Source organism: Nitrosospira multiformis (assembly GCF_003050865.1).
In the GTDB taxonomy this organism is placed as follows: Bacteria; Pseudomonadota; Gammaproteobacteria; order Burkholderiales; family Nitrosomonadaceae; genus Nitrosospira; species Nitrosospira multiformis_E.
The window spans coordinates 137,564-160,138 of the sequence record NZ_QAOK01000004.1 but is presented as its reverse complement, the minus strand read 5'-3'; the positions used below and the strand labels follow the sequence as shown (position 1 = coordinate 160,138).

Below are 22,575 nucleotides of genomic sequence, written 5' to 3'. Positions count from 1 at the left end.
CCCATAACCGCCGAGCTTGAGCGAAACCGGTTAAAATCCAATTGAAACCCTTTGCATCTATTACTGGAGAGACATTGTGCTGTTTGAGCGCGTCAAATCTTTGGATCACATCCTGGAGTCGGCTGAAACCCGAGGGCTCAAACGACAGCTTGGCGCATTTGATCTGACCATGCTGGGAATCGGCGCCGTCATCGGCACCGGCATCTTTGTATTGACTTCGGTTGCTGCGGACAAGGCAGGCCCGGGCATGATGTTTTCCTTCCTCATAGCCGGGTTCGTCTGCGCGCTGGCTGCCCTTGTCTATTCTGAAATTGCAGCCATCGTTCCGGTAGCAGGATCCGCCTATACCTATTCTTATGCGATATTCGGCGAACTCGCTGCATGGATGGTCGGCTGGGCGCTGATTCTGGAGTATGCGATCGCCGCAGCGGCGGTAGCCGTGGGCTGGTCCGGTTATATCAATGGCTTCCTGAACGAAATAGGCTACGGGCTGCCACTGGCGCTGACGGCAGGACCGGCGGACATGATTGTCGGGCTGGATGGCACAATATCGGCAGGAGGATTCAACCTGCTGGCATTTCTGGTGTCGTTGTTCGTCACCGTGCTGCTGGTCATGGGCACGACAAAAAGCGCCAGGTTTACCGCAGTTCTGGTTGTCATAAAAATTATCGCACTTACCGCATTTATCGTTCTCGCCCTGCCGGCGGTAAATTCCATAAACTTCCAACCCATGCTGCCCAATGGATGGGGCACACCGCTTTCAGGAGTGGGAATCCTGGGTGCGGCCGCGTCCATCTTCTTTGCCTATGTCGGATTCGATGCTGTTTCGACCGCAGCCGAAGAAACGAGCAACCCAAACCGTAATGTGCCGATAGGATTGATAGCTTCATTGACGATTTGCACCATCATTTATCTCGTCGTCGCCTACGCGGCGGTCGGAGCAGTGGGAGCGCAGCCGGGAGGCGATTTGTCCCTCTCCAAAGAACCACTGGCATTTGTGCTGCGTGAGGTCGGTTACCCAACCATAGGCAACTGGGTGGCTTCGGCGGCAATTGTCGCACTGCCCTCTGTCGTGCTCATGATGCTCTATGGGCAGACCCGCGTCCTCTTCACCATGTCTCATGACGGATTGATGCCCGGTATTTTTTCTCATGTACACAAACGCTTTCACACTCCCCATATTGTCACCCTGTTCACCGGAACGGCCGTCGCGCTGTTCGCTGCCATGTTTCCGGTAGGCATGCTGGCCGATATTTCCAATTCCGGGACGCTCTTCGCTTTCTTCATGGTTGCTCTCGGCGTGATGGTCCTGCGACGCCGTGCACCCGATCTCCATCGACCTTTCAAGACCCCTATGCTGTGGATGGTCGGCCCGCTGGCAATGGGTGGCTGCGGTCTGCTGTTCGTCAGCCTGGGGTGGGAGACCATCAGGCTATTCCTTGCGTGGGCAGGTATCGGCCTGATTATCTATTTCACTTATGCCCGCAAGCACAGTCATCTTGGAAAACAGCAGGCAAACTAGTGCTTTCAGATTAAAATGGCCGGCATGCGTTCCAAACCCCGATACCTGATACCTGATACCACGATTTTCGGTCCACCCGCCAATTCCATGAGTCGCACTGCCCTTGCCAATTCGAACGCTGAAGGCGAATGGTGGAAGAAAACCACTGTTTATCATGTCTATGTGCGTTCTTTTTACGACTCCAATGGCGATGGAATCGGAGATATCCAGGGCATCATCGAAAAACTGGATTATCTGCACGATCTCGGATATGAAACAATCTGGGTGTCGCCCTTCACGCAAAGTCCACAAAAAGACTTCGGCTACGATATCAGCGATTACCTCTCCATCTCTCCTGAATATGGCGATATGCCGCTCTTTGAGAAACTGGTTGAAGAGGTGCACCGCCGCAGCATGAAACTGGTATTCGACCTGGTGGTGAATCACACTTCGAGCGAGCATTCCTGGTTCACCGAATCCGCAAGCTCGCGCGACAACCCCAAAGCCGACTGGTATGTCTGGAAAGATGGGAAAGGCAAAAAGGGTTTGAAGCGCCCGAATAACTGGCGCGCCATGGCAGGTAACAAAGCCTGGACTTACCACCCGCAGCGGAAGCAATTCTATTACACCGCTTTCCTCCCTTTTCAGCCCGACCTGAACTACCACAATCCGGAAGTCAAACAGGCGATGTTCGAAGTCATCAGATTCTGGCTGAACAAGGGGGTGGATGGATTTCGTCTCGATATCATCAGTGCCATCTACGAGGACTCCGAGTTGCGCAGTAATCCTCCCAGTCCCCGTTTGACCCCATCGGATAAATCGCTATCCATCTTTTTCCAGAACCTGAAAAACAATTTTCTCCACGAAAAGAGCTTTGAATTCGCTACCGAGTTGCGGCGCGTAGTGGATGAGTTCGATAATCCCAAAAGGGTGCTTATCGGGGAATCACATGGAGATGAAGCACTGATCCGTCGTTTCTGTCAGAACGATGGGCAGTATGGGTTGCACGCTGTTTTCCTTTTCAAGGCCATTTCCACGCCTTTCAAGGCGGAAAAATACCGCGAAATGCTGATGACATTCGAGAAGCATTTTCCCGAACCGCTGATACCCACTCTCGTCTTTGCCAACCACGATCGTAACCGTGTCATCAGCCGCCTGGGAGGGAGCATAGAAAAGGCAAAACTGCTGGCGCTGTTCCAGTTTACCTGCCGGGGGATTCCCTTCACCTATTTCGGTGATGAGATTGGCATACCTCGGGTAAGAATTCCCCTGAAGGACGGAAAAGATGCGATTGCCATCCAGCATAAATGGGTACCGCAGTTTCTGGTTGATCGCAGCAGTGAAATTCTCAATCGCGACGAGTGCCGTACTCCGATGCTATGGAATGAAAGGCCCAGGGCAGGCTTTTGTGAGAGCTCAGCAGAACCATGGCTGCCGGTAGCAGACAGCTTCAGGGAAATAAATGTAGAAAAACAGATTTCGGAACCGCATTCCCTTCTCAATTTTTACAGGAAAATCATCCGGCTCCGCAACAAGGCGCCAAGCTTGCATGCCGGGAGCCTCGAAATCCTGCATGACCTCTGCGACCGGAAAATTCTCGCTTATCGCCGGATATTCAATGAAGAGAAGCACATAGTGCTCCTCAACATGTCCCACCAGCAGGTTAAAACCCCCTTGAATAAACCAGTGCTGCTTTCCACGCATCCGCAAAGCCCCGTGCATCAATTACAACCTTTCGAAGGGCGCATCATCAATGAATCGCATTGACAGCATGCAGTGGGAATCTTTCTTTCTCGCTGAGAAGGATGCGGGAACCCTGTCGGTTCCATTTGAATGATTTGTTTTCAATATCTACAGAAAGGAGTATGACTTGTGGTAATTTTTCAAGCTTTAACGCGCAGCATCATTTCTGCAATCCTGCCTGCAATCCTCATGCTGCCGACGGTGTTGCTGGCCGATGCAACCAGCAAACCGCTCAAGGCAAGCGTAGAGACCCATGAACAGCCTGGATTCAGAGCGGATTGTCCTTCCAAATTCGGCGGTACCACTACAGGTATCGGCAAAAGTACCCACATGGGTAAGGTTTCGCTCAAGGCCATCGACTGCATTACCCCCATGGAGGATCATTTTATTTTCGAGGGCACGTTCACCTTGACGGTCGCAAACGGCGATACCGTTACCGGCCTCTACAAAGGTGCATTTGTACCGGCCGATGATCAATCCAAGTACAACCTGACGGATGCGAAATTTGAAATAAGCGGCGGAACGGGGCGTTTTCGCGGAGCAAAGGGAATTGCGGAATTGAAAGGAGATCAGGATATCGCGACCGGGAAAGGGAAAATTGAAATTGATGGAACGGTTTCATACTGAGGCAATAAATGTGCGAAGGGCAATAGCAAGCAGCAGCATGACGCTCCAATAACATTCACAGAAATTTCATTTCGGCCATTTCAGCCCGGACGCAACCATAAGACCCCCCTGACCCCTGCTCACCCTTCTTCAGCATCCGGGTCGACCCAGTATTTCGACATTCCCGCGGCGAACAGGAACATCCACATGACCAGGACAAACGGAAATGTGAGAGTCGGCAGGCCTATGGGGGTCAGAAAGCTGGCAAAGCCCGCTGAACGAAACGAGGCTGGACTTTAAGTCAGATCTGGCCAATGCGCCTGCCACAAAAAATGGCCGAACCTTTGCTCACAAAATCCTAATCATTCTTATCGTTCACCGTACGGAAGAAAATCTCACCCTCCTTGATCATACCGAGTTCATTGCGCGCGCGCTCTTCGACAGCGTCATACCCCTGCTTGAGGTCCCGCACTTCCGCATCCAGTGCGGAATTGCGAGTTTTGAGTTTTTCGTTGGTTTCAGACTGAGTTGCAAGCTGCTGATCGACCTCCCATACTTTCAGCCAACTACCCTTACCCAGCCATAGCGGATATTGCAGCAGAACAATCAATGCCACGAGTATAAGAGTCAATACTTTCACTTCGGCTTCTCCCAGGACTCCTCCTATGAGGAGTTCCTGACTTGTCCGCTCGGATTTGAAAAGGCTTATTTCAACTGGTAGAAGGCGTCGCGACCGGGATAACTGGCGGTGTCGCCCAGATCTTCCTCGATGCGCAGGAGTTGGTTGTATTTTGCAAGGCGGTCGGAACGGGAAAGCGATCCGGTCTTGATCTGCAATGCATTGCTCGCCACAGCGATGTCCGCGATCGTGGTATCTTCGGTCTCCCCCGAACGGTGCGAGACCACTGCTGTGTAGCCGGCACGCTTTGCACTTTCAATTGCGTAAAGAGCTTCGGTAAGCGTCCCGATCTGATTGAGCTTGATCAATATGGAATTTGCGATGCCCTGGGAGACACCTTCTTTCAGAATACTCGCGTTTGTAACAAAAATATCATCGCCCACCAGTTGCACGGATTTCCCAAGTCTGCTGGTCAGCAGCTTCCAGCCATCCCAGTCATGTTCGCTCATCCCGTCTTCAATACTGATAATGGGATACTTATCGATCCAGGTGGCAAGATAATCGGCAAACTGGGTCGAATCGAGCACCAGGCCATCCGACTCCAGATGATATTTGCCGTCACGGTAAAACTCCGAAGCAGCGCAATCTAGGCCAATGGCGACATCCGGCCCCGGAAGATAGCCCGCGTTCTCGATCGCTTCCACGATCAGTTGCAATGCCGCCTCATTATTGGGGAGATCGGGTGCAAAGCCGCCTTCGTCACCCACCGCCGTATGCATGCCTCTCTTGTCGAGCAAGCCTTTCAAGGTATGAAATATTTCTGCACCCCAACGCAGGGCTTCGCGAAAACTCTGGGCGCCCAGAGGAATGATTACGAACTCCTGCATGTCAATATTGTTATTGGCATGGGCACCGCCATTGATGACGTTCATCATGGGAACAGGCATGGCCATGGGTCCCGCGCCGCCGACATACCGGTACAGCGGTAGTCCGCATTCTTCCGCCGCCGCCTTGGCTACCGCGAGCGATACGGAAAGAATTGCGTTGGCGCCAAGCCTTGATTTGTTGCCGCTGCCATCGAGATCGATCAGTGTGCGGTCGATAAAAGCCTGGTCCATTGCATCCAGTCCCATGATTGCTTCTGAAATTTCGGTGTTCACATTTTCCACCGCTTTCAGTACGCCTTTACCGAAATAGCGCTGAGCGTCCTCATCGCGCAATTCGACAGCCTCCCGGGTGCCAACCGATGCGCCGGAAGGAACAGCCGCCCGACCCAATACTCCGGATTCAAGCAAAACATCCGCTTCCACGGTTGGATTCCCGCGCGAGTCAAGAATTTCGCGGGCGATGACATCTACAATTGCACTCATGCTATTTTTCCCTGATCATTTATCTGTAAGTTATTAAAAAACGGTTCTGCTGCTTTCCGGGGGCTACCGGGGACGGCTTGAGGATGGGAGGCTGAAACGGCCTTAAATGGTCTTAGGCGGTCTTGAAAGGCGCCTCCAGCAATACGGTTATTGGATATAGGCGCCCATTGTGGTGCGTTCAGGCTTATCGGCCGATATCACCCCTTCGCTGGAAAGGTTCTTGTCCGCGGACACTGCCGCCGCCTCGATGAATGCCGCAAAGAGAGGGTGTCCGGTCCGGGGAGTCGAGGTGAACTCAGGATGGAACTGGGAGGCAACAAACCATGGATGTTCGGTTTGCGGCAATTCGACCATTTCGCACAATCCCTCTCCGGCCGATACTGCGCTGATACTCAGCCCCGCCTGTTCCAAACGGGAGATGTACTGATTGTTAACCTCGTAACGATGCCGATGCCGTTCGATAATTTTGTCCGACCCGTAAATTTTACGGGCAAGAGACCCCTCTTTGAGCAAGCACTCCTGGCCGCCCAGGCGCATGGTCCCTCCGAGATCGGAATCCGCAGTCCGGGTTTCCAGCTGGCCTTCACGGGAGCGCCATTCGATAGTCAGTGCAATAACGGGATAAGCTGTCTCAGGATGAAACTCGGTACTGTGCGCCCCTTGCATGCCAGCCTTGTTACGCGCGTATTCGATAACAGCCAGCTGCATGCCAAGGCAGATACCAAGGTAGGGAATGCGGTTGGTACGCGCGAAATGGATAGCCATAATCTTGCCCTCTACTCCGCGTTTTCCAAAACCACCAGGCACCAGGATAGCATCCATGCCTTCCAGACAACCGGTACCGTCCTTTTCTATACTCTCGGAATCCACATAATGAATGTTGATTTTGCTGCGAGTGTGAATTCCTGCGTGAATCAACGCTTCCGAAAGAGACTTGTAAGACTCCGTCAGATCGACATATTTTCCAACCAGCGCGATTTCTATCGTCCGCTCTGGATGTTCCAGCGCGTGAACCAGTTTTTTCCAGGTACTGAGATCCGCTGCCTTGGCAAGGACGTGCAGCTTGTGGCAGACAATTTCATCCAGCATCTGGTCGTGCAGCAGCGAGGGAATTTTATAGATGCTGTCCACATCCAGCGCCAGGATCACCGCCTCTTCCCGAACGTTGGTGAACAGTGCGATCTTGCGCCGTTCATCCCCAGGCAATGCACGGTCAGCACGGCACAACAGCACATCCGGCTGAATGCCGATTTCGCGCAACTCCTTTACCGAGTGCTGCGTTGGCTTGGTTTTCAGTTCTCCCGCTGAGGCAATGTAGGGCAGCAATGTGAGGTGAATGAAGCAGGTATCTTCGCGCGGAAGTTGAACCGCCATCTGCCGGATAGCTTCCAGAAAGGGCAGTGATTCAATATCCCCTACGGTTCCACCGATTTCAACGATGGCTACCTGGGCGTCTCCGGCGCCCGCCCTGATGTAATGCTTGATTTCGTCCGTGATATGCGGAATGACTTGTACGGTGCCGCCCAGATAGTCGCCGCGCCGCTCCTTCTTTATCACGCTCTCATAAATCTGACCCGTGGTAAAGTTGTTGCGCCGGCTCATCTTGCCACTGATGAAGCGCTCGTAGTGCCCCAGGTCGAGGTCCGTTTCCGCGCCATCCTCGGTGACGAAGACCTCACCATGCTGAAAGGGACTCATGGTGCCTGGATCGACGTTGATATAAGGATCCAGCTTGAGCAGGGTAACTTTGATGCCGCGGGTTTCGAGAATGGCTGCGAGAGAAGCGGCGGCGATACCTTTCCCCAGAGAAGAAACCACCCCTCCGGTCACGAACACGTACTTTGTCTTCGTCATTGGACGCCGATCATAAATACGCCCTTTGCCCCAACCAGCGACGCACCTCTTCTGGTCGATTCGACTTTGTCATAAGGAGACACCCACAACGCGTACTTTGTCATGGACGGATATGATACCTGAAAACACATCATCACTCAAATTGGGCTGGATAGCAAAGCTGCGTTTTTATGGATGAAGTGAACAGGAAGTACCAGATTCGACCTCTTTATACCTGTGCTTTATTACAGCCATTACAGCCATTACAGCCATTACAGCCATTACAGCCAACAGCAAGAGAGATATTAACGGCAGCCTGGTTTAAATAATGAATGGCGGAAAGTGCAAGGCAGGATTCTTTTGACTATTTTGTATCGCTGGACGCACCGCCTTTGTCGTTGTGGCGCAACCATATTAATACTTTTCCCTAATTCTAATTCCCCTCTGTAGGTGCCTATACCATATATCACTATACAGCGGGACTAAACACCTAAGTATTCCTGATATCCACCTCCGTTTCAGCCTCCACCAGATCAAACAGTTCCAGCAAGTCCTGGTTCCGCATTCGGATACAGCCGATGGAGCCGGGTTTGCCCATCTCCACGCTATCGGGAGTGCCATGAATGTAGATATACCTGCGCATCGTGTCCACCTTCCCCAGGCGATTGAAGCCAGGCTCACAACCGGAAAGCCATAAAATGCGGGTCAGTATCCAGTCCCGGCGGGGGAAATTTGCGGCAAATTCTGGCGTATAAATTTCGCCGGTGGGACGACGTTTCACGAATACCGTATTGACCGGTTGTCCGGTCCCGATCTTGGCGCGAATGATGTGCCTGCCTAATGGCGTACAAAAGCTGCCATTCTCCTGTCCCACCCCGTTTTTCGCCGAGGAGATACGGTAACGCCTGACGACATCGTTCTTGTCATGTAAATCAAGTGTTTGAGAAGGAATGCTAACTTCAATTCTCATCAATCTCTTCCCTGTTCATTGTTCTTGCCTCGCGTCTCTTTACAAAGAATTGCTTCAGTTTGTATCCCCCCTCCTCAGCGAGCACCCCTCTCGTCACCTGCAGGTGATGGTTGAGCCGAAGCTCAGCAGAGAGGTTAATCACGCTTCCACATGCACCCGTCTTCGGATCCGGCGCACCGTACACCAACCGGGCAATACGTGCATGAAAAATCGCTCCCATGCACATGGCGCAGGGTTCCAGAGTCACGTAGAGCGTACAATCCGCCAGCCGGTAATTGCCAAGATGACGGCCTGCGTCCCGTAAGGCCATCACCTCTGCATGCGCAGTGGGGTCTGATGTCGAGATGGGACAATTATAACCGCGCCCAATAATTGTTCCATTCCTGACCATGACCGCCCCAACCGGCACCTCGCCCGCTTGTTCCGCCTGGGCAGCAAGCTCCAATGCAGCATGCATGAAACCGGCATCCGAACTATTCAAATCAATTATTCTTCCCTGCATTACTGAAACAAAATGTTCCGCTGGATTTGGACGCCTTGCTCCAGAACCCTGATACCCTTCGCGATCAGCTTTACCCGCAATAGTCTACCTTCTGGATATTCCAGCTTTCTCTCCCAATTGAGCGTAAGTGGATATTGTATATCGCCCACCTGCTCCCGCAGAAGGCTTGTCCGATCCGGTCAAATCCTTCACCTTCAGGAACGGGTTTATTGATCTGCATTTCTCCCTGCTTTCTTGTGTCGCGGAGAGCCTCTAAAGCTTCTTGCTATTTGAAACAACATGAACTAGAAAAAACTGTAAGGCCAGTAGACTTCCGTAAGCAAAGCTTTCAATCAAATCGTTTCAGGGAGAATTGGAAATGTCCGAATCCCCACAGGAAAAATTGAAGCCTCTCGAACCATTGAAGGGCGATGACCGGCAGCGTATGGGTCGCTTGTTTGAAGAGATTACAGGAAAAGTGCAGGAGATGAGTGCAATAATGAATCGCCTGCATGGCACCCCCGTTCGCTGGTCAAGCTTCCGCATCTCTTCGTCTGCTGGGTCTGCAGGTACGAGCACCGATGGCCCCGGCATAATTACCGTTGTGTGCAATGAGGAAACCGGCGAATGCGGATGCTACGATCACGAGGCCGGAACATGCGGTCCATGCCCTGAGCTTCCGCCGGATTTCCCTTGATCTGAACGAGAGATTCTATCCGCTCCGCTCGATCCGGTTCCGATATAACATGCCAGATGAATTGCAGGCAGGCGTTGTAGTGATGCGATTTTTCCATTTTCCCGCGTCAACCTAATACCTATGACAAATAAACATATAGCGGATATCGGGACTGGCTGGCCGAAACTGCCTCCCCTGGAAGCCTGGCAGGACACCTGCAACACCCTCCATATGTGGACACAGATAGTCGGGAAGGTACGGCTCATGCTCTCGCCGGATATCAACCACTGCTGGGGCTCCACGCTTTATGTCACCGCTCGCGGCCTCACCACTTCGCCTATTCCTTACGGGATATTTACCTTCGCCATCGACTTCGATTTTATTGCGCACATGCTTCATATCACCACATCGAAGGGTGCCGATCGCACCTTCGCGCTGGAACCCATGTCGGTTGCTGATTTCTACTGCAAGACCATGCAGGCGCTCGACGAACTCGGCATTGAGGTAAAAATCCTTGCCAGGCCGGTGGAGGTGGAAGTGGCTATTTCTTTCGAGAAGGATGATCAGCATGCAAGCTATGATAAAGAGGCAGCTTCCCTCTTCTGGCGAGCTCTGGTGCAAGTGGACTGCGTTTTGAAGGATTTTCGTGCCCGCTTCATAGGAAAAGTGAGTCCGGTGCATTTTTTCTGGGGTGCGTTCGATCTCGCGGTAACCCGGTTCTCGGGACGAACCGCGCCGAAGCATCCGGGGGGCGCGCCCAATGTTGCCGCCCGTGTAATGGAAGAAGCGTATTCGCATGAGGTATCGAGTGCGGGCTTCTGGCCGGGGACAGGCCTGGGAGAGGCTGCCTTTTATGCTTATGCCTACCCCAGCCCTGCGGGTTTCAACGAGTACAAGGTTCAGCCGGAGGCAGCTTATTTTCATGACAAGCTCGGCGAATTCATCCTGCCCTACGAAGCCGTTCGAACAACCGGGAATCCTGCACAGACACTGCTCTCGTTTCTTCAAACCACTTATGAAGCAGCTGCCACTCTCGCACACTGGGATAGGGACGCGCTCGAACGTAAGACCGTGAAAGTTTGAGATGACCTCAGCAAACTCGTCAGGCAAGCAGGAATGGACAGGGTGCAGGCGAATGTGAACAGGAGCAGGCATCAGGATTAGAGCCAGCGAACCGAGTTCAACGCATCATCCCCCGCGAGCTGTACCGTCCTACCCACAGGAGAAAGCATGCAAAATTCGGATCAATCCCGACGGCTCGACCCCAATCTGCGCAGGACGCTGAGGCTCACATTCCGAGTTGCAGATGGAGTGGTTCACCTTGTCTCGTACGAGCGACTTCCCATGATTTGTCCGCCTTCGGTCGGAGAAGCGCCTCAGGCCAGAAAAAATGGTGGCTTCTGGATGGAACTCCAGGACAGGAACAACCAGCTCCTGTTTCACCGGCTTATCCATTCGCCGCTCCTCGGCTCCGTTGAGGTGCACTCACCCGATGGCAAGATTGAACGAAAATTCGGGGAGGTCAAGGAGAGTATTTTTGAAGTGCTTCTTCCGGACAATCCCGCTGCCGAATCCATTGCCCTGATGGGTGAGTCACTGAATGTTTCTGCTCTTTCCGCTACAGGCGCACACCAGCGTGCCGCCTCAACCGAGTTGGCCCGGTTTGACATACCTAGGGGAGAGAAAGGGGGCATGCAATGAGTGCGAGTGACGGGTATGTCGTCGGCACCACAAAGATCGTTGATCACGGTTCCGATAGTGTGCGATGGAACCTGGTCATTCTGGGCGATGGATACCGTGCGACCGAGCTGGCGCAGTACCATACAGACGTACAGAATTTTGTCACGGCCCTGCGCACTACCCCGCCCCTGGACGAACTCTTCTGCGGAATCAACGTGCACCGCGTCGATGTGGTGTCGAATGAAAGCGGCGCGGATGACCCTGGATGCGCGGGGGGAACTCCAACCACGGCCAATACCTACTTTGACGCGACATTTTGCAGCATCTTTGCCGGAACACCGCTCGATCGCCTGCTCACCGTGGATACTGTGCTCGCGTTGTCTGTTGCGTCCGCCCAGGTCCCGCTCAGGCATCAGATACTTTGCATAGTCAATTCGAGCAAGTATGGGGGCTCAGGTGGAGCCATTGCCACGTGCTCCACCCACGCCCAGGCAGCGCAGATAGCGATCCACGAAATGGGGCACAGCGCTTTTGGACTGGCCGATGAGTATGGGGGGAATGGCGCAGGCACACCGGCGGGAGAACCCTCTCAGCCGAATGTAACACGCGACACGAACCTTGCCACAAACAAGTGGCGCGACCTCATCGCGACGAGCACTCCCATGCCTTCGCAATGCGACCCCGGTTGTGCGGCATCCGCCTGCGTCCCACCCGCGATGCCTCCCGCGCCTGGTGCGGTAGGCACCTATGAAGGCGCAATTTACTCGGACTGCGACACCTATCGCCCCCTGCCAAGCTGTTATATGCGGGATTATGCGCCCTTCTGCCCCGTCTGCGCAGGCGTAATCCGGCAAACGCTGCAACTGTTTCTTCCCCCTGAATCGATCACCCTGACCACTCCGAGTATAAATTTCCTGAATGTTCCCGCCGGGATGGGCGGTGTCGGCGTAACAACGCATCGGGCAATCGTATGGGAAGTAGTGTCCTGCCGAAGCCTCACATTCGAGATTACCGCAGGCCCTACCGACGGATTCGGTACACCGAATGGCACCTCCGTTGTGGTGACGAGCGACCCGATTCTGCCGGTCACCTACGCGCGGCTGTGGCTGTCCTACACCTCCATGAATCCAGGCGATACTGCCAGCGGCAATGTTACCGTGCGCTGCGTCCAGACCGGGGAAAGCTGGGTAATCAACATCGCTGCCAACACAATTGCGCGTCCTCACTCCGCTGTGGCGCTTGTGCTCGACCGCTCCGGCAGCATGAATGAAGATGCTGGCGATGGCATCCCCAAGGTACAGAAACTGCGTGAAGCCGCCAATGTTTTCATCAGTGTCATGCAACCCGCGGACGGTATCGGCCTTGTCCGCTTCAACGAAGCGGCACAGCGCCTCATGGAAATCCAGGAGGCCGGTGCTGCTCCGGGCGGCGCGGGGCGAACCATCGCCATTGGACATATTGCGGGAAGCGACATCGATCCCGCTGGCGCCACCTCCATTGGTGACGGTGTCATAAATGGAAAGCAGATGCTGGATGATGCGCAGGCGGCGGCAGCCACGCCTTATGACGTTACCGCCATGGTCGTGCTCACCGACGGAATGTGGAACCGTCCCCCGCCTCTTGCTGACGTCACGGGCAGCATCACGGCAAATACTTATGCGGTCGGCCTGGGACTACCCTCCAATATCAGTGTTCCCGCATTGACAACCCTATGCCAGGGACATAACGGGTATCTTCTGGTGACCGGCGCACTTTCGGGCGACCAACCCATGCGGCTCAGCAAGTATTTCCTGCAGATTCTCGCAGGCGTATCGAATGCCCAGATCACAGCCGATCCGCGGGGTGTTCTCGATAGAGAATCGGAGCATCGTATCCCGGTTTCGATCTGTGAAGCGGATTATGGAATGGATCTGATCGTATTGAGCCCTTTCCCGCGAGCGATCGATTTTCAGCTTGAGGCGCCAGATGGCTCCAGTATTACGCCGGCTTTACCACGGGAGCCAACCAATTCACAATTCATCTTGAGCCCGTATGCATCTTATTACCGATGCGCGTTGCCAGTGCTTCCGGCCCAGGCTTCCGGAAGCCATGCCGGGCAATGGCATGCAATACTGAAGTTGCAGGGCGGAACATCGTTATCTGCTGCACAGCACACGGCGCTACCCTATGAGTTTGTGGCGCACATCTATTCCAGCTTGACCTTCACGGCGTACGTCAAGCAAGCGAGTTTCGAGGTGGATGCAGTCATTCACCTGATCGCTGCGCTGTACGAATATGATGCACCGCTTCAGGGAAATGCAAACGCCTGGGCCGAAATAGTGCGACCGGATGGGATTTCTGAGCTTATCGCGCTCAGCCGCGATTCGCAGGGGCAATTTACTGCTGCCTATTCACTCAAGGTGCAAGGCGTCTTCCACATCCGGGTGCGCGCACGCGGTGAAACCGCGCGGGGAACGCCTTTTGAACGGGAACGCACGCTTACTGCGGTTGCGACCCCGGGAGGCGATGTATGGAATCCGAACGAACCCAAAGCCAACGATTTCTGCAACCTGCTGCACTGCCTTCAGGAGAAGGACGTGATCAGCGATGAACTCATACAGAGGCTAAAGGAACAGGGAATCGATCTGCCGACGCTGTTGAAATGCCTGGATGAACGGTGTGGCCGGAGTAAAGGGATAAAGCCCGAATAATGTCCGAAGGAAGAATCGGTCAGAAGTCCTGAGCGTGAGCCTTTCAACTTTCAATCACCGCCCGCTTTCCACTCTTTCCCATTCGTGGGCAGTTGGAAGCTCATCGGCAAGCTCACGGTTTCCCACCCTCAATCATCCTGCCCTCTTCAGGAGTTCATCAATCAACCAAAGGAACCGCACATGATTGTCAAACCCATACCCGATGGCTACCACAGCATAACTCCCTATCTCATCATCGATGGAGCGGCCGAGGCGATCGCATTCTACAAGCGTGCCTTCAGTGCAATGGAATTGTTCAGGATGGATACGCCGGATGAAAAAGTCGGCCATGCGGAGATTCAGATCGGTGATTCGCGCATCATGATAGCGGATGACTGCGGCGAGGAAAGCCCTTTCCGTAATCCGCAATCGTCCGGCAGTTCTGCGGTCGGCCTGCATCTATATGTGAACGATGTGGATGCAGTGTTTGCTCAGGCCGTGGGGGAAGGAGCAAGGATCATCAAGCCGCTGGAAGACCAGTTTTACGGCGACCGGTCAGGCGCCCTGCAAGACCCTTTTGGCCATATCTGGTTCGTCGCAATGCACAAGGAAGACCTGTCGCTGGAGCAGATCAGGCAGCGCGCCGAGGTAAAGTTCAAGCAATAAGTACTTTTGATGCCCTACGCGCTGCCAGGCTCACCCATAAAAACTGGAAGATCAATCCGAAGGCCATCGGCCTTATCGTTACGCTATAATGCTGTCTTTTTTGGCGACCGATAATGCCCACGCTGCAAGGAATTGACCTGACCTGCATTCGCGGAGACCGCAAGCTGTTCAGTGGGGTCAATTTTTTGCTCGAATCCGGGGGGTTGATGCAGGTTCAGGGCCCGAACGGCAGCGGTAAAACGAGTCTTCTGCGCATGTTGTGCGGACTGGCTTCGCCGGCCGAGGGCGAAATCCGCTGGGACGGTACCCAGATTCGCTCTCTTGGCGGAGACTATTTTGGCGCAATGACCTACCTCGGCCATTTAGGCGGGGTAAAAGACGATCTGACTGCCATCGAGAATTTGCGCATCTCCAGCGCGCTCGGGGGGGTTGATCTGGATGAACGTAAGGCCCACGCTGCCTTGCAGCACATGGGATTGGGCGGACGCGAACTGTTGCCTGCCAAGGTGTTGTCCCAGGGCCAGCGCCGCCGGGTGACGCTGGCACGCCTGCTGGCATGCGGTACCGTGCTCTGGATACTGGATGAGCCCTTGACTGCACTCGATACGAGCGCAGTCAAACTGGTACAAGGTTTGATAGAGCGGCACCTGGAACACGGCGGCATGATCGTGATGACGACCCACCAGGAAATCGAGATAGCCGGCGCCGCCATCCAGCGGCTGCAGCTCACCTGACATGTTTTTCTGGATCATCCGGCGCGATCTTCTGCTCGCGGCAAGGCGCCGTTCGGATGTCCTGACGACGCTGTTTTTTTTCATCATCGTCGTCAGTCTTTTCCCGCTTGGTGTCGGGCCGGAGATGAACATGCTCCGCGTCATGGCCCCCGGCGTGGTCTGGGTGGCTGCCCTGCTGGCGTCGATGTTGTCACTGGGTCGCATGTTTTCCAGCGACTACCTGGATGGCACACTGGAGCAGATGCTGCTCTCGCCCCAATCCCTGCCCCTGCTCGTATTGGGCAAGGCATTGGCGCACTGGCTCGTGACTGGCGTTCCGCTTGTACTGATGGCGCCCGTATTGGGCATCCAGTACGACCTGACGAATGACGCACTTCTCGTGCTGACTGCTTCCCTGCTGCTCGGAACACCTGTGCTGAGCCTGATCGGCGCAATCGGCGCAGCGCTTACCCTTGGCCTGCGCGGCGGCGGCGTACTGGTCTCCCTGCTGGTGTTGCCGTTGTACATACCCGTACTGATTTTCGGCGCAGGTGCAGTGGAGGCAAGCACTGCCGGGTTAGGCGCGGGAGCACACATGTCCCTGCTGGGTGCTTTCCTGCTGGCATCCCTGGTATTGGCGCCGTGGACTACCGCGGTATCGCTGCGTATATCCCTCGAATAAAGAAGGTCAAAGAACTTACGCATGGCTGCGTCGGGATCGGCGAATAGTGCCAAGCTTAGTGGCTTGCGCTTTGTTAAGAGAATAGTGGTTTTCATGTCATACCTCATGCTAACCCAGCGAATTTGCTGTAGGGAAATGATAAGCAACGCTGTAAATCATTCCATGCGTTAAGCCACGTACAGCTAAACGGACGTCAAGTTAATCATCATGTTTCTCGAGCTTCCGTTACAACGAGTAGTGGATCAATGTGTACCCATGTATCGAAACTAGCCGATTGGGAGCACAGCATTGCAGCGCCAATCACAGTATCCTTACTCCCTGTAGGGCAAATGATCATTGACTCTACGCAAGAGCATCGACGCCCGACAAATTGCTGGTTTCGAAGTCCAATTGTGGAAGATCGATAAAGCTGCAAAAAAGACTAGCATTCTTTTTCTGATCAAGTCCTCATCAGGCAATCGCAGCCTGGGCTGACCAGAGGTGGGCCCCGACCAGAGCTCGCCAGGGGGAAAACTGTGCGAGCCAGGTCCTCGTATTTTCCTCGCTGATTTTGCCCTGCGCACCGAGCAAGGCTTGCAGGCCCCGTCGAACCGCTGCATCGCCGTGCAGTGAGCCGTCGAGCCAACCGAAGCCGCGCAGCAGTCCATAATTGACCGTCCAGGGACCGATGCCGCGAATTTCTTCAAGTTTTTCGCGAATGACATCGACCGGAAGCGTTTCAACCCATGCATCCAGCGGAAGCTCGTTGTCGGACACGAGGGCGGAGAGTGCACGCAAGGTTCTGGTTTTGGTTGTCGAAAAACCTGCTTGCCGCAACGTCTCTTCGGGCAGTTCGAGAATCTGGCGCGCATCCGGGTAGCAGAGCAGACCACAGGAGTGACGGATATTCGCTGCGACGATCAATTTCCGGCGCACGGAAACAGCAGCGCTGACGCTGATTTGTTGGCCGGTGACCGCCCAGGTCAGTGCCTCGAATGGGGTGGCAGTGACCGGCACACGTAGACCGGGTTGTTGCGCGATCAGGATGCCCAATTGCGGGTGATCGCGATACCGTTTCTCGAAGATCTCGATCTCCTGGGTCAGACCCAGCATGCGCAGGACCATACGCTCGAAGATGAGCTGGCGATCCTCGGCTACTTTACCATCGATGACCAACGAGGCCTTTGCCCATCCCGGCTCGAAGCTGATAGACAGGTACGTTGGCACGTCGCGCCAGATCATGGCTTTTTGCAAGGAGGCATTGCTGACACGCTCTGCGATCTCTTGCCGGTCGCGCCGATGAAAGGCCAGGATATCGCCGGGACGAAAGGTCGCAGGTAAGGGAATGGAACAGGAAAATTGCATGGTCGCTTTCGGATTTCTGGAATAGAAAGAAGTGTCTGCCGGATTAATCGGCTAAATGAAATGATTATGTTCCCAGGATACTTTGCGCGAAATCCTGTTTTCCTGCTTTTGCACGTATTTTTGCATGTATATCGGCTGTAGCTGATCCACCTTCTCCCGCTCCCTCTTCGGCACTGCCCTCCTCCCGATTGCAGCCAAGCGATAGTTTTTAACAAACCAATTCTGAATTTGAGGTTTTTAGGTTAAAATTGGGAGTTACGCGCACGGGGCGTAAGGATGGGTAGGTAGGTTGGGTTGCAGTGGCCGACAGTGTCCTGCGGGATACATGGCCATATGGGTACGGCGCAATCTATCAAAGCCTCATCGAGGCCTCAATTATGGAGTCTGCTACCTACTTTGCTACATGGCGATAAACTGGTTTAAATATTCCTCTCCGGCAAGCTTCTATTTTCTGGCCGGCAAAATGATTCCCCTGTTTTCCATTGCTGCAATTGTATTGTGTGCGGTGGGACTTTATATCGGCTTTTTTGTAGCTCCCACCGATTTTCAGCAGGGTGAAGCCTATCGTATCATTTTCATCCATGTCCCTGCGGCCTGGCTGTCGATGTTTCTCTACGTCATCATGGCGCTGTGGTCGGGTATCGGCCTTGCATTCAATACCCGCCTTTCCGCCATGGTGGCAACCGCCATTGCCCCCACTGGCGCAATGTTCACATTTATTGCGCTTTGGACCGGCGCCTTGTGGGGCAAGCCCATGTGGGGCACCTGGTGGGTGTGGGATGCGCGCCTTACCTCTGAACTGATTCTTCTGTTCCTCTATATCGGCTTCATGTCTTTGCAGGCGGCCATAGACGATCCGCGCCGTGCGGACAAAGCCGGAGCAGTGATTGCTCTGGTAGGCGTGGTAAACGTTCCCATCATCTATTTTTCCGTGAAGTGGTGGAATACATTGCATCAAGGCGCCTCCGTCAGCCTCACGCAGTCGCCAAAAATGGCCACCACCATGCTTACCGGGATGCTGATTATGTCAATCGCATGTTGGATGTATGCCATCGCCGTGATACTGATACGCACTCGCGCCATTATCCTGGAACGTGAACGTCATACCGCGTGGGTGGGTCAGTTGCAGGAGACAGCGCAATGAACTGGAACAGTCTGTCTGAATTTCTGGATATGGGTGGGTACGGGTTCTACGTATGGGGGTCCTACCTCGTTACCCTGATCTGCATTGCAGGGGAAATCGCTCTGGTTTCCAACCGCAGGCGAACTTTGCTCAGGCATCTCAGTCTGATTCATCAGTCAACAAAACAAGAGAAGGGAAATGAAACCACGTCATAAAAAATTGGCAATCATCGCTTCAAGCGTGACCGCGTTGGGTGTTGCTTCGGTGCTGGTTTTAAACGCATTTCAGAGCAACCTGGTATTTTTCTTCAGTCCTACCCAGGTAGCTAATAATGAGGCGCCCATTGGCAAGAGTTTCCGTATCGGCGGGCTCGTGGAAGAAGGCAGCGTCAAACGCCAGGCCGACGGCGTGACAGTCAATTTCCAGGTGACAGATACCGCAAAGGTTATTCCAGTCGTATATACCGGCATCCTTCCCGACCTGTTCAAGGAAGGCAAAGGTGTGGTAGCCCAGGGCAAGCTGGCTTCGGACGGTATTTTCCGGGCGGATGAGGTGCTCGCGAAGCACGATGAAAATTATATGCCGCCGGAAGCCGCGGGCGCGCTTGATCAAGCCGACAAGGCACGCAAGACAGTGATGCAGTAGCAAACGGTTTCAGCCCCGAGCCCTTCCAGAATCGAAAGGGCTGCCATTCCTGTTCATATCTATTCATATTTTTCCATAACCCACAGCCTCAGCCATGATTCCAGAACTTGGTAACTTTGCCCTGATCCTCGCCTTGCTGCTGGCACTCATACAAGGCACCCTGCCCATCATCGGCGCCGCCCGCGGCATCCCTTCCTGGATCGCCCTGGCGCGGCCCGTAGTTCAGGGGCAGTTTGTGTTTGTAGCCATTGCCTTCTTCTGCCTGGCCTACTCATTCGTAAACAGCGATTTTTCGGTAGTCAACGTTGCGCAGAATTCGAATTCGAAGCTGCCGCTGCAATACCGCTTTGCCGCCACCTGGGGCTCGCACGAAGGTTCCCTGCTGCTCTGGACGTTCATGCTGGCATGCTGGTCGGTTGCAGTCAGTGTATTCAGCAAGCATTTGCCGAATGACATGGTGGCGCGCGTGCTGGGCGTCATGGGCCTGGTGAGCGTGGGTTTTCTGATATTCATGCTTTTTACTTCGAATCCTTTCGACCGGATGCTGCCGGGAGCGATGGAAGGAAGCGACCTCAATCCGCTGCTGCAGGACCCCGGCATGGTCTGCCATCCACCCATGCTCTACATGGGTTATGTCGGCTTCTCCGTCGCGTTTGCATTCGCCATTTCCGCTCTGCTGAGCGGCCAGCTGGATGCGACCTGGGCGCGTTGGTCGCGGCCATGGACGACGGTTGCCTGGATGTTTCTCACCATCGGCATCATGATGGGAAGCTGGTGGGCGTATTATGAACTGGGCTGGGGTGGATGGTGGTTCTGGGACCCGGTTGAAAATGCCTCTTTCATGCCCTGGCTGGTGGGGACTGCTCTGGTTCATTCCCTTGCAGTGACGGAAAAGCGCGGCAGCTTCAAGAGCTGGACCGTGCTGCTGGCAATCTGTGCGTTTTCCCTGAGCCTGCTCGGCACGTTCCTGGTTCGCTCAGGCGTGCTGACCTCCGTTCATGCTTTTGCAACCGACCCAACGCGCGGTATATTCATCCTGGCCTTCCTGGTGACCATCACCGGAGGCTCCCTGCTGCTGTTCGCATGGCGGGCGCCGAAAATCGGATTGGGTGGAAAGTTCGACCTGGTTTCACGCGAATCCATGCTACTCGCCAATAACTTGTTGATGATGGTTGCAGCGGGAAGCATCCTGCTGGGCACGCTCTATCCCCTGTTCATGGACGCGCTTGAACTCGGCAAGATTTCGGTCGGCCCTCCCTATTTCGAAGCGGTATTCGTCCCGTTGATGACCCCTGCCGTCTTTCTGATCGGCCTTGGCCCCCTTGCGCGCTGGAAGCAGGCAAGCCTGCCTGAACTTGCGGTACGCCTGCGCTGGGCATTCGGGGTAAGCGTAGTTACCGCTCTCGTAATGCCCTTTGTCATGGGCGAATGGAAGCTAATGGTGAGCTTCAGCTTGCTGATGGCTTTCTGGGTCATTACGAGCGTGATCGTCAACATAACTCATCGCCTCCGAAGCACCGGCAAGCAGGGACTGTTTGCCAAGCTGGGGGCGCAGTCGCGCAGCTACTATGGCATGCACGCTGCCCACCTTGGCATCGCCTTCTTTATTATCGGCGTGGCGCTTGTGGGTGGTTATGAAACGGAAAAAGATGTGCGCATGGAAATTGGCGATACGGTCGAGGTAGGAGGCTATACCTTCCGCTTCAACGGCGTGAAAAAAGCGCCAGGTCCAAACTACATGTCCGACATCGGCAATGTCGACGTATTGCGCGACGGAAAGAAAATCAATGTGCTGGAACCCGAAAAACGAACCTATAACGCATCCGGGATGCCGATGACCGAAGCGGCAATCGATACCGGTATTCTCCGCGATCTGTATGTGGCCCTGGGTGAACCCCTGGAAAACGGAGCATGGGTCGTGCGTGTTTATCATAAGCCCTTCGTGGACTGGATATGGTTCGGCTGTATGTTGATGGCATTCGGAGGCTTCCTTGCCGTCACTGACAGGCGTTACCGGCTGTCCTCGCGCAAGCAGCGTGAGACTGTCGAGGCCGAGGAAAGGAAGGCTGCTAAAGCCAGCAAAGCCGGCAGGAAAGCCACTGCGCCCATGATTGCCAGGAGCAAAAAGGCATGACGCGTTTCCTGTTGCCGCTCGCTGTTTTCGTCGTACTGGTGGGTTTTCTGCTCGTCGGCCTGGGCCTCAATCCGCGTCAGGTCCCCTCTCCCCTGGTGGGGAAACCAGCTCCCGAATTCCAGTTGCAACAATTGCACGAACCGGAAAAAACACTGACCTCGAAGGAAAACCTGGGCAAGGTATGGCTATTGAATGTATGGGCCTCGTGGTGCGTCTCCTGCCGCCAGGAACATCCGGTATTGGTGGAACTGTCGAAGTCGGGAATTGTCCCTGTCTACGGACTCAATTACAAGGACCAGCGAGACGACGCGTTAAGATGGCTTCAACAGTTCGGCGACCCCTACGCGGTCAGCGCGGTTGATCCCGAAGGCCGCACCGGCATAGAGTTCGGGGTCTACGGCGTGCCGGAGACTTATGTCATCGACAAGAATGGGGTGATCCGCTACAAGCAGATCGGTCCCGTAACAGTGGAAGCACTGCAGAATAAAATTCTGCCTCTGGTGAGAGAATTACAAGGATGAGATTGAAACTTTTATCCCGGTCGTCTTTGGCGGCTTATGACAGCGGTAAAAACGATAAAGGCAGCCGTATAGGCAACCCCAGAGGCAACCCCCGAAGCGCCCTGGAAGGCATGAGGGCAAATGAAGGTGGTTTCGCGCTGCTAAAAACGGCGCTGCTGCTCTGTCTGTTGCTTCTCGCTCCGTTTGCAGGGGCAAAGGAAGCTGCTCCTGTTGCCGAAGACCCGGAAATAGAGAGACGCATGGTTGCGCTATCCGAAGACCTGCGATGCCTGGTCTGTCAAAATGAGACGATAGCCGCTTCGCGTGCTGATTTTGCCAACGACTTACGGCGCGAAATCCGCGAACAGATGCAAGCCAACAAGAGTGACAAGGAAATTGTCGACTTTCTGGTGGCGCGCTACGGCGATTTCGTGCTTTATCGTCCACCGATGAAAAGTACCACCCTGTTTTTATGGTTCGGTCCTTTCATCTTCCTTTTGGCCGGCGCAGTTTTCCTGGTGTTTTATCTCAAGCGCCGCCGCAAACACATCGAAGAACCCGCGCTATCCGAACAACAACTCAAGCAGGCGGAAGCCCTCCTGAAGGAAGGCAAGGGGTAA

Annotated in this window: 22 protein-coding genes and 1 pseudogene; 16 read left to right on the top strand and 7 right to left on the bottom strand. The window is 54.3% G+C overall.

From position 1 onward, the window contains the following. Nucleotides 1-76 precede the first annotated feature (76 nt). The 3 genes from C8R21_RS03855 (at nt 77) to C8R21_RS03845 (ending at nt 3,871) form a co-directional block, all read left to right on the top strand. Nucleotides 77-1,522, top strand: a complete 1,446-nt coding sequence (locus C8R21_RS03855) for an amino acid permease (protein WP_107761514.1) — start codon at nt 77-79, stop codon at nt 1,520-1,522. A 15-nt stretch (nt 1,523-1,537) separates the two neighbouring features. After that, a complete protein-coding gene (locus C8R21_RS03850; protein ID WP_107761513.1) occupies nt 1,538-3,268 on the top strand; it encodes a glycoside hydrolase family 13 protein in 1,731 nt (576 codons plus the stop codon). 105 nt (nt 3,269-3,373) lie between these two features. Next, on the top strand, nt 3,374-3,871 hold the full coding sequence (locus tag C8R21_RS03845; RefSeq protein WP_107761512.1) for a hypothetical protein: 498 nt from the start codon (nt 3,374-3,376) through the stop codon (nt 3,869-3,871). Between the two features lie 119 nt (nt 3,872-3,990). Here the strand turns inward: C8R21_RS03845 and C8R21_RS03840 are convergent. The 6 genes and pseudogenes from C8R21_RS03840 to tadA all read right to left on the bottom strand — a co-directional run. Further along, nucleotides 3,991-4,116: pseudogene (locus C8R21_RS03840) on the bottom strand (urea transporter); the annotation flags it as partial. Nucleotides 4,117-4,208: 92 nt separating this feature from the next. Then, nucleotides 4,209-4,490 carry a cell division protein FtsB gene (ftsB, locus tag C8R21_RS03835; RefSeq protein ID WP_107761511.1) on the bottom strand — a complete coding sequence of 94 codons (282 nt, stop codon included), beginning with the start codon at nt 4,488-4,490 and terminating at the stop codon, nt 4,209-4,211. A 65-nt stretch (nt 4,491-4,555) separates the two neighbouring features. Continuing rightward, nucleotides 4,556-5,839, bottom strand: a complete 1,284-nt coding sequence (gene eno, locus C8R21_RS03830) for a phosphopyruvate hydratase (protein ID WP_074974236.1) — start codon at nt 5,837-5,839, stop codon at nt 4,556-4,558. Between the two features lie 147 nt (nt 5,840-5,986). After that, the gene (locus tag C8R21_RS03825) at nt 5,987-7,693 is read right to left on the bottom strand and encodes a CTP synthase (protein WP_107761510.1); all 1,707 of its coding nucleotides are present in this window, start codon (nt 7,691-7,693) and stop codon (nt 5,987-5,989) included. 469 nt (nt 7,694-8,162) lie between these two features. Continuing rightward, nucleotides 8,163-8,642: a L,D-transpeptidase gene (locus tag C8R21_RS03820; protein ID WP_074974240.1), complete on the bottom strand. Its 480-nt coding sequence runs from the start codon at nt 8,640-8,642 to the stop codon at nt 8,163-8,165. Beyond that, a complete protein-coding gene (gene tadA, locus C8R21_RS03815) occupies nt 8,632-9,144 on the bottom strand; it encodes a tRNA adenosine(34) deaminase TadA (protein WP_107761509.1) in 513 nt (170 codons plus the stop codon). The genes C8R21_RS03820 and tadA overlap by 11 nt, the downstream gene beginning before the upstream one ends. 358 nt (nt 9,145-9,502) lie before the next feature. Between tadA and C8R21_RS03810 the strand changes: the two genes are divergently transcribed. The 7 genes from C8R21_RS03810 (at nt 9,503) to ccmB (ending at nt 16,209) form a co-directional block, all read left to right on the top strand. Further along, complete coding sequence (locus C8R21_RS03810; RefSeq protein ID WP_107761508.1) at nt 9,503-9,820, top strand: hypothetical protein; 318 nt, start codon at nt 9,503-9,505, stop codon at nt 9,818-9,820. A 120-nt stretch (nt 9,821-9,940) separates the two neighbouring features. Beyond that, entirely contained in the window at nt 9,941-10,882 is a 942-nt protein-coding gene (locus tag C8R21_RS03805; RefSeq protein ID WP_107761507.1) for a DUF5996 family protein, read from the top strand. A gap of 147 nt (nt 10,883-11,029) precedes the next feature. Next, a complete protein-coding gene (locus tag C8R21_RS03800; protein ID WP_074974250.1) occupies nt 11,030-11,500 on the top strand; it encodes a hypothetical protein in 471 nt (156 codons plus the stop codon). After that, nucleotides 11,497-14,169, top strand: coding sequence for a M64 family metallopeptidase (locus C8R21_RS03795; protein WP_107761506.1), 2,673 nt, complete (start codon nt 11,497-11,499; stop codon nt 14,167-14,169). Before C8R21_RS03800 ends, C8R21_RS03795 begins: the two co-directional genes overlap by 4 nt. A 180-nt stretch (nt 14,170-14,349) precedes the next feature. Beyond that, nucleotides 14,350-14,814: a VOC family protein gene (locus C8R21_RS03790; protein WP_107761505.1), complete on the top strand. Its 465-nt coding sequence runs from the start codon at nt 14,350-14,352 to the stop codon at nt 14,812-14,814. 113 nt (nt 14,815-14,927) lie between these two features. Beyond that, on the top strand, nt 14,928-15,548 hold the full coding sequence (ccmA, locus tag C8R21_RS03785) for a cytochrome c biogenesis heme-transporting ATPase CcmA (protein WP_107761504.1): 621 nt from the start codon (nt 14,928-14,930) through the stop codon (nt 15,546-15,548). A gap of 1 nt (nt 15,549) precedes the next feature. Further along, nucleotides 15,550-16,209: a heme exporter protein CcmB gene (gene ccmB / locus C8R21_RS03780; protein WP_074974256.1), complete on the top strand. Its 660-nt coding sequence runs from the start codon at nt 15,550-15,552 to the stop codon at nt 16,207-16,209. Between the two features lie 450 nt (nt 16,210-16,659). Here ccmB and C8R21_RS03775 read toward each other — a convergent pair whose 3' ends face one another. Further along, nucleotides 16,660-17,553, bottom strand: a complete 894-nt coding sequence (locus tag C8R21_RS03775; RefSeq protein ID WP_107761503.1) for a 3-methyladenine DNA glycosylase 2 — start codon at nt 17,551-17,553, stop codon at nt 16,660-16,662. A gap of 403 nt (nt 17,554-17,956) precedes the next feature. Between C8R21_RS03775 and ccmC the strand changes: the two genes are divergently transcribed. From ccmC to C8R21_RS03745, 6 genes are all read left to right on the top strand, one after another. Continuing rightward, the gene (gene ccmC / locus C8R21_RS03770; RefSeq protein WP_074974264.1) at nt 17,957-18,697 is read left to right on the top strand and encodes a heme ABC transporter permease CcmC; all 741 of its coding nucleotides are present in this window, start codon (nt 17,957-17,959) and stop codon (nt 18,695-18,697) included. After that, a complete protein-coding gene (ccmD, locus tag C8R21_RS03765; protein ID WP_074974266.1) occupies nt 18,694-18,891 on the top strand; it encodes a heme exporter protein CcmD in 198 nt (65 codons plus the stop codon). The genes ccmC and ccmD overlap by 4 nt, the downstream gene beginning before the upstream one ends. After that, nucleotides 18,875-19,321, top strand: coding sequence for a cytochrome c maturation protein CcmE (gene ccmE / locus C8R21_RS03760; RefSeq protein WP_074974268.1), 447 nt, complete (start codon nt 18,875-18,877; stop codon nt 19,319-19,321). Before ccmD ends, ccmE begins: the two co-directional genes overlap by 17 nt. Before the next feature lie 94 nt (nt 19,322-19,415). After that, nucleotides 19,416-21,455 carry a heme lyase CcmF/NrfE family subunit gene (locus C8R21_RS03755; protein WP_107761502.1) on the top strand — a complete coding sequence of 680 codons (2,040 nt, stop codon included), beginning with the start codon at nt 19,416-19,418 and terminating at the stop codon, nt 21,453-21,455. After that, nucleotides 21,452-21,976 carry a DsbE family thiol:disulfide interchange protein gene (locus C8R21_RS03750; protein ID WP_011380552.1) on the top strand — a complete coding sequence of 175 codons (525 nt, stop codon included), beginning with the start codon at nt 21,452-21,454 and terminating at the stop codon, nt 21,974-21,976. The genes C8R21_RS03755 and C8R21_RS03750 overlap by 4 nt, the downstream gene beginning before the upstream one ends. Next, nucleotides 21,973-22,575, top strand: a complete 603-nt coding sequence (locus C8R21_RS03745; protein WP_107761501.1) for a cytochrome c-type biogenesis protein — start codon at nt 21,973-21,975, stop codon at nt 22,573-22,575. The genes C8R21_RS03750 and C8R21_RS03745 overlap by 4 nt, the downstream gene beginning before the upstream one ends.